The organism is Streptomyces sp. NPDC058373 (assembly GCF_042723275.1).
Lineage (GTDB): Bacteria > Actinomycetota > Actinomycetes > Streptomycetales > Streptomycetaceae > Streptomyces.
On sequence record NZ_JBHXJE010000063.1, the window covers coordinates 21,884 to 28,243 of the forward strand.

At 76.6% G+C, this 6,360-nt stretch carries 5 protein-coding genes; all 5 read left to right on the forward strand.

Going from position 1 to position 6,360, the window contains the following annotated elements; genetic code table 11:
* The first annotated feature begins 62 nt into the window (after positions 1-62).
* Positions 63-1,304 carry a prenyltransferase/squalene oxidase repeat-containing protein gene (locus ACFWMZ_RS26090; protein ID WP_383204518.1) on the forward strand — a complete coding sequence of 414 codons (1,242 nt, stop codon included), beginning with the start codon at positions 63-65 and terminating at the stop codon, positions 1,302-1,304.
* Positions 1,301-2,020: an SCO2322 family protein gene (locus ACFWMZ_RS26095; protein WP_383204521.1), complete on the forward strand. Its 720-nt coding sequence runs from the start codon at positions 1,301-1,303 to the stop codon at positions 2,018-2,020. The genes ACFWMZ_RS26090 and ACFWMZ_RS26095 overlap by 4 nt, the downstream gene beginning before the upstream one ends.
* Before the next feature lie 11 nt (positions 2,021-2,031).
* Entirely contained in the window at positions 2,032-3,165 is a 1,134-nt protein-coding gene (locus ACFWMZ_RS26100) for a CbiQ family ECF transporter T component (RefSeq protein WP_383204535.1), read from the forward strand.
* 79 nt (positions 3,166-3,244) lie between these two features.
* Entirely contained in the window at positions 3,245-5,128 is a 1,884-nt protein-coding gene (locus ACFWMZ_RS26105; protein WP_383204524.1) for an ABC transporter ATP-binding protein, read from the forward strand.
* 74 nt (positions 5,129-5,202) lie between these two features.
* Positions 5,203-6,189, forward strand: coding sequence for an ECF transporter S component (locus ACFWMZ_RS26110; RefSeq protein ID WP_383204538.1), 987 nt, complete (start codon positions 5,203-5,205; stop codon positions 6,187-6,189).
* The last annotated feature ends 171 nt before the right edge of the window (positions 6,190-6,360 follow it).

The following is a 6,360-nucleotide window of genomic DNA, read 5'->3' on the forward strand; positions in this document are numbered from 1 at the left end:
CCGAGCCCGGCGCCTTCGCGCGCCCGTGCCCGGCTTCCTTCAGGAGAGGGCACCCACCACTCATGACCGTCCGTCGCAGCGCCCTGGCGCTCACCGCGCTGACCGCACTGACGGCGGCGTCGGCCGCCTTCGCTCCGGCCGCCGTCGCCGAGGACTCCCCCGCTCCGTCCCCCTCCGTCCGGGTGCCCTCGGGCCTGTACGGCGACGGCGACCCGACCTACGACGGCGTCTACCGCCAGTCCCTGGCCCTGCTCGCGCAGGACACCGCCGGGGTGGAGCCCGCGGCGAAGGCCGTCGACTGGCTGATGGGGCAGCAGTGCGAGGACGGTTCGTTCGCGCCGTTCCGCGCCGACCCGTCGGCCGCCTGCGACGCGAAGACGCCGGTCGACACCAACCAGACGGCCACCGCCGTGCAGGCGCTCGCCGCGCTCGGCGGTCACGACAAGGCGGTCGGCAAGGCCGTCGACTGGCTGAAGTCGGTCCAGAACGACGACGGCGGCTGGAGCTACACCCCCGGCGACGACACCGACACCAACTCGACCTCGCTGGTGGTCGGCGCGCTCGCCGCTACCGGGACGAAGGCCGCGTCGGTCACCTCCGGGAAGGACAGGACGCCCGAGGACGCGCTGCTCGGCCTCAGCCTGGAGTGCGCCGGCGGTGGTGCCTTCGCCTTCCAGCCGGAGAAGAACGGCGATCTGAACGCCAACGCCGACGCCACCGCCGCCGGGGTCCTCGGCGGCCTCGGCTCCTCGCTGGTCGTCACCAAGGGCAAGACCGGGGCGCAGCCGGCCTGCGAGAAGCCCGCCGACGCCCGGACGGCCGCCGCCAACGGCGCCGCCCACCTCGCCGGCCTGCTCGAGAAGGACGGCCACCTCACCTCCACCACGCCCGGCGCCGAGGACCAGCCCGACATCGGCAACACCGCCGACGCGGTGACCGCGCTGTACGCGGCCGGGCTGACCGACGCCGCGAAGAAGCCGCTGGCCTGGCTGAAGAAGAACGGACCCGCCTGGGCGAAGCAGTCCGGCCCCTCCGCCTACGCCCAGCTCGTGCTGACCGCACACGCCACCGGCACCGACCCGCGCGCCTTCGGCTCCACCGACCTGGTCGCCGCGCTGAACGCCACCGGTCCCGAGCCGGAGGCCGACGGGAAGGGCGGCTCCGACGCCCAGGGCGGCGAGGAGCAGGCGGCGGACGAGGACGGCTCGCAGCTCAGCGTCTGGTGGATCATCGGCGTCGGCCTGCTCGTCGGCGCCGGTGTCGGCCTGATGCTGAGCCTGCGCAACAAGTCCGGCCGCAAGTGACCCCCGGCTCCGCCGCGTCCCGCCCCGCCCGCCGCACCCTGCGGGCGGGGTTCGCGCTGCTCCTCGGGCTGCTGCTCGCCCTGCTGGTGGCGGCGCCCGCGCAGGCCGCCGGGTACCGGTACTGGTCGTTCTGGGAGCGCGAGGGCTCCACCTGGAGCTACGCCACCCAGGGCCCGACCCAGGCCCTGCCCGGCGACGGTTCGGTGCAGGGGTTCCGGTTCGCGGTGAGCGCGGAGGCCGACGACTCGGCCGCGCCCCGGGCGAAGGCCGGGTTCGCGGAGATCTGCGCCGCCACCGAGGAGCGCGCGGGCCGCAAGCGGGTCGCCCTCGTCATCGACTTCGGCACCGCCGCCGACGCGCCGGAGGGCGAGCGCCCGCCGAAGCCCCGCACCGCCTGCGCCAGTGTGGCCGAGGAGGCGAGCGCCGCCGACGCGCTGGCCGCCGTCGCGCCGCCGCTGCGGTACGACTCCTCGGCGATGCTCTGCGCCATCGTGGGCTACCCGGAGGCCGGGTGCGGCGAGCAGGTGTCGGGCTCGGGCGAGCCGTCCGCCGAGGGGACCTCGGAGGCGGCCTCGCCCGAGGCCGGGGAGCCGGAATCCGGTGCGGATTCCGGCTCCGGTCCCGGCGGTCCTTCGGCCGGGCTGCTGGTCGGAGCCGGCGCCGTGGCCGTGCTGGGCGCGGCGGCGGTGTGGCAGTCCCGCCGACGGCGCGGCTGAGCGGCGGTCCGGTGATGCACGGCCCCCTCCAGCAGGCCCGCCGGGCGCGCCCGGCGCTCCTCGCCCCGCTCGCGACGCGGTCCAACGCGCTGCACGCCGGGGCGTGGTGGCTGTGGGCGCTGGGCCTGGCCGCCGCCGCCTCGCGGACCCGCAACCCTCTGCTGCTCGCCCTGCTGATCGGCGTCGCGGGATACGTGGTCGCGGCGCGCCGCACCTCCTCGCCGTGGGCGCGCAGTTACGGGGCCTTCGTCAAGCTGGGTCTGGTGATCATCGCGATCCGGCTGCTCTTCGCCATGCTCCTCGGCTCACCGGTGCCGGGCACCCATGTCCTGTTCACCCTTCCCGAGGTCCCGCTGCCGGAGTGGGCGCGGGGGGTGCGGCTCGGCGGCCGGGTGACCGCCGAGGGCATGCTCTTCGCGCTCTACGACGCGCTGCGGCTGGCGACCCTGCTCATCTGCGTCGGCGCGGCCAACGCGCTGGCCAGCCCGGCGCGGCTGCTGAAGTCCCTGCCGGGCGCCCTGTACGAGGCGGGCGTCGCCGTCGTCGTCGCCATGACCTTCGCCCCGAACCTGGTCGCCGACGTCCGCCGGCTGCGCGCGGCCCGGCGGCTGCGGGGGCGCCCCGACCGGGGGCTGCGCGGCCTGTTCCAGGTGGGGCTGCCGGTGCTCGAAGGGGCGCTGGAGCGGTCGGTCGCGCTGGCCGCCGCGATGGACGCGCGGGGTTACGGCCGGACCGCCGCCGTGCCGCCCGCGATCCGGCGCACCACGGCCGCGCTGACGCTGGGCGGGCTGATCGGCGTCTGCCTCGGCACGTACGGGCTCCTCGCCGACCAGGGCGGCGGGTTCGGGGGGCCGGTGCTGGCGCTGGGGCTTGCCGCCGCGCTGGCCGGGCTGTGGCTCGGCGGGCGGCGGAGCGTGCGCAGCAGGTACCGGCCGGACCGGTGGGGGGTGCGGGCCTGGGTGGTCGCCGGGTCGGGGGTGGCGGTCGCCGCGCTCCTCGTCCACCTCGGCTCGGTGGCACCGGGGCAGCTCACCCCGCCGACGGTGCCGCTGACCGCTCCGACGCTGCCGCTGCGGCCCGCCGCGGCGGTGCTGCTGGGTCTGGTCCCGGCCTTCGTGGCGCCCCGGCCCCGGGAGGGGACGTGAGCGGCGGCGGTCCGACGCGCGGCGGGGCGGGCGCGGGTGGTGCGGTGGTGCGGTGGCAGGGCTCTCGTGGAGGTGCGGTGTGATCAGGTTCGAGGACGTCTCGGTGCGGTACGACGGTGCGCCGGAGCCGACCGTGCGCGGGGTCGATCTCACGGTGGCGGAGGGCGAGCTGATGCTGCTCGTCGGCCCCTCGGGGGTCGGCAAGTCGACCCTGCTGGGCGCGGTCAACGGCCTCGTCCCGCATTTCACCGGCGGCACCCTGCGCGGCCGGGTCACCGTGGCGGGCCGCGACACCCGCACCCACAAGCCCCGCGAACTGGCCGACGTGGTCGGCTCCGTCGGCCAGGACCCGCTGGCCCACTTCGTGACCGACACCGTCGAGGACGAGCTCGCCTACGCCATGGAGTCCCTGGGCCTCGCCCCGGACGTGATGCGCCGCCGCGTCGAGGAGACCCTCGACCTGCTGGGCCTGGCCGAACTGCGCGACCGCCCCCTCACCACCCTCTCCGGCGGCCAGCAGCAGCGCGTCGCGATCGGCTCGGTCCTCACCCCGCACCCCAGGGTCCTGGTGCTGGACGAGCCGACCTCGGCACTCGACCCGGCCGCCGCCGAGGAGGTGCTGGCGGTGCTCCAGCGCCTCGTCCACGACCTGGGCACCACCGTGCTGCTGGCCGAGCACCGGCTGGAGCGCGTGGTCCAGTACGCCGACCGGGTCGCCCTGCTGGCGGCTCCCGGCGCCGAGCTGGTGACGGGCGCCCCGGCCGAGGTCATGGCCGTCTCGCCGGTCCGCCCGCCCGTGGTGGCGCTGGGCGGGCTCGCCGGGTGGGCCCCGCTGCCGCTCACCGTCCGCGACGCGCGCCGCCGGGCGGCCGGGCTGCGTGAGCGGCTGGCGGAGGTCCCGGTGCCGCCGCCGGGCGGGGTACGGCTGCCGGGTCCGCCCGCGCGGCGGGGCGGCGCCGACGGCGGTACCGGCGGTACGCGGCGGGAGCAGCGCCGGGGCAGGCTGCGGGGGCTCTTCGGCTCCTCCCGCCCCCAGGCGGAGCGCGCCACCGGTGAGCCGTACGCGCAGGCCTCCCGGCTGGTGGTGCGGCGGGGCCGCGTCGAGGCGCTGCGGGAGGTGTCGCTGCGGGTCCGCGCCGGCGAGACGGTGGCCCTGATGGGGCGCAACGGCGCGGGCAAGTCCACCCTGCTGGGCTCCCTGGTCGGCATGGTCGAGCCCTTCTCGGGCACGGTCCGGGTGGGCGGGCTGACCCCGCACCGGACCCGCCCCCAGGAACTGATCGGCCACGTCGGCCTGGTGCCGCAGGACCCCCGTGACCTGCTCTCCGCCGACACGGTGGCCGCCGAGTGCGCCGCCGCCGACTCCGACGCCGGGGCCGAACCGGGCACCTGCCGGGCGCTGGTCGCCCGCCTGCTGCCCGGGATCGACGACGCCACCCACCCCCGCGACCTCTCCGAAGGGCAGCGGCTCACCCTCGCCCTGTCGATCGTGCTCACCGCGCGCCCGCCGCTGATCCTGCTGGACGAGCCGACCCGCGGCCTGGACTACGCGGCCAAGGCGCGGCTGGTCGAGGTGTTGCGGAACCTGGTCGCCGAGGGGCACGCGGTGGTCCTCGCCACCCATGACGTGGAGCTGGCCGCCGAACTCGCCCACCGCGTCGTCATCCTCGCCGAGGGGGAGGCGGTCGCCGACGGTCCCACGGCCGACGTCGTCCGCTCCTCGCCCTCCTTCGCTCCGCAGGTCACCAAGATCATGGCGCCGCAGCCGTGGCTGACCGTCTCCCAGGTGCGGGCGGCGCTGGACGCGGCCGGGGACACCGGGACCGAGGCGGAAGCCGCGCCCACCCGGGCGGCCGAACCTCCCGAGGCCGGGCGCGCGGCCCCGTCGGCGGATCACGAGGCCGAAGGCCCTGGTCACCGGCCCGGCGACGGTCCGGGCCAGGCATCCGAGGGGGAACGGTGAGCCGGCGTACGGAGTCCGGCGGCAGGACCGCCGGAGGGAGCGCCGGGCTTCGCAAGGGCGCCTCGCGGGGCGGTCTGCCGCAGACCGGGCCGCCGCCGGGCGGCCAGGGCCCCGGCGGGGGCCCGGCCGTGCAGCGGCAGACGCGGGCGGTGCGGATCGGGCTCCGGTCGGCGCTGACCCTGGCGCTGGTCAGTGCCGTCGGGGTCGCGGCCTTCGGCTGGCCGCTGCTGGCCGCCCCGGAATCGGGGCTGGCTCATGCGCAGGACGCGCCGTGGCTCTTCGCCGCGCTGCTGCCGCTGCTGCTGGCGGTGGTCGTCGCGACCATCTCCGACAACGGGGTCGACTCCAAGGCCATCGCCATGATCGGCGTGCTGGCGGCGGCGGGGGCGGCGCTGCGTCCGCTGGGGGCGGGGACGGCGGGCATCGAGCCGATGTTCTTCCTGATGGTGCTCTCGGGGCGGGTGCTCGGACCCGGCTTCGGGTTCGTGCTCGGTTCGCTGTCGATGTTCGCCTCGGCGCTGCTGACCGGCGGGGTCGGGCCGTGGATGCCGTTCCAGATGCTCTCCATGGGCTGGGTGTGCATGGGCGCCGGTCTGCTGCCGGGCCGCGACAGGCTGCGGGGGCGCGGCGAACTGCTGCTGATCGCCGCCTACGGCGCCCTCGCCTCCGTCCTCTACGGCACGGTGATGAACCTCCAGGGCTGGACCTACCTGGGCGGCCTGTCCACCGGCGTCTCCTTCGTGCCGGGCGACCCGGTCGCCGACAACCTGGGCCGCTTCCTCGTCTACTGCCTCGCCACCTCCCTGGGCTGGGACCTGCCGCGCGCCGCGCTCACGGTGGTGCTGGCACTGGTGCTGGGCCCCTCGGTCCTGCGGGCCCTGCGCCGGGCCACCCGCCGTGCCGCCTTCGACACCCCGGTACGGTTCGCCGACGCCGAGGCGGCGGGGCCTCCCACGCCGGGTGCCGGTGAGCCGGATCCCACGACGACTGGCGACGGTACGCCCACGCAGAGCGACCGAAAGCCCTCCACGACCCGGACAGAGCCGGACGAAACCCCCTGACCCGCGTAGCCGGATCTCAACTCTGCGTGAGAACGCGGCGGCCCGCGCGTGAGCCGCCCCACAGGCCCCCCGGATACCCCTAGGTGTATTGACCACGAGCGTTGTTAACGCCGACGGGTCTTGATCATGGCGAAGACCTCCGGTGTGGTGGAGGTGTCGAGTCTTCACCGC